This window comes from Streptococcus danieliae, assembly GCF_009767945.1.
GTDB classification, from domain to species: domain Bacteria; phylum Bacillota; class Bacilli; order Lactobacillales; family Streptococcaceae; genus Streptococcus; species Streptococcus danieliae.
This window is the reverse complement of record NZ_WSRS01000185.1, coordinates 1-620: the sequence shown is the minus strand read 5'-3', so window position 1 is coordinate 620 and position 620 is coordinate 1. Positions and strand designations below refer to the sequence as shown.

At 39.4% G+C, this 620-nt stretch carries 2 protein-coding genes; both read right to left on the bottom strand.

Annotated elements, in window-relative coordinates; genetic code table 11:
* A partial coding sequence (locus E5983_RS10070) for an IS66 family transposase zinc-finger binding domain-containing protein (RefSeq protein WP_269148545.1) occupies positions 1–157 on the bottom strand: 157 nt, incomplete at its 3' end.
* 91 nt (positions 158–248) lie between these two features.
* Positions 249–446, bottom strand: coding sequence for a transposase (locus E5983_RS09355; protein WP_202056791.1), 198 nt, complete (start codon positions 444–446; stop codon positions 249–251).
* Positions 447–620: the final 174 nt, after the last annotated feature.

Genomic DNA, 620 nt, shown 5'->3' with positions numbered 1-620 from the left:
TATCTGACTTCTCACTACAAGTCAGGCATTTATAGGCATGTTGGATATGATCAAGCCGTTTAAGTTGAGCAGGAATAAAAACCAACTCTCGGCGTTTCAATTCTGTACCAATTTCTTTTAAGTCCCCATCACAATCTGGACAGACGCATTCTTCCAAGCGATGGTGTACTTCCTCCGCTTGAAATTGATTCAGGATTGCTTGCTTGCGTCCTTTGGATTTGGCCCTTTTGTAAGTAATTGTTTCTGTTTCACCTGGGTAAGTCGGAATCTTCTTGGCTAGGTGTCTCCTCTTCTTCGAAAAGACTCATTTGGCCTGATTGTACAGTATTTTTTTCAGATGACTTGCCATATAGCTTTTGAGTGAGGTAAGCCACCTGTTCACGAAGGAGGAAATTTTCTTCTGTCAGACTCTGATTGGTAGCTGCTTGCTTTTTAATAATTTCCAATAGTTCGTCCAAGATTCTATTCTCCCTTCATCAATACTTTGATTATACCCAAAAAACAGCCGTAATTTCAATAGAAATCACGACTGTTTGTAGTTTTTATGATGGGAGTAATGGAGAAACCTTTCATGAGCCATTCAACTTGTTCAGAATTCAGCTCTTTTACCTCCTTTTCAT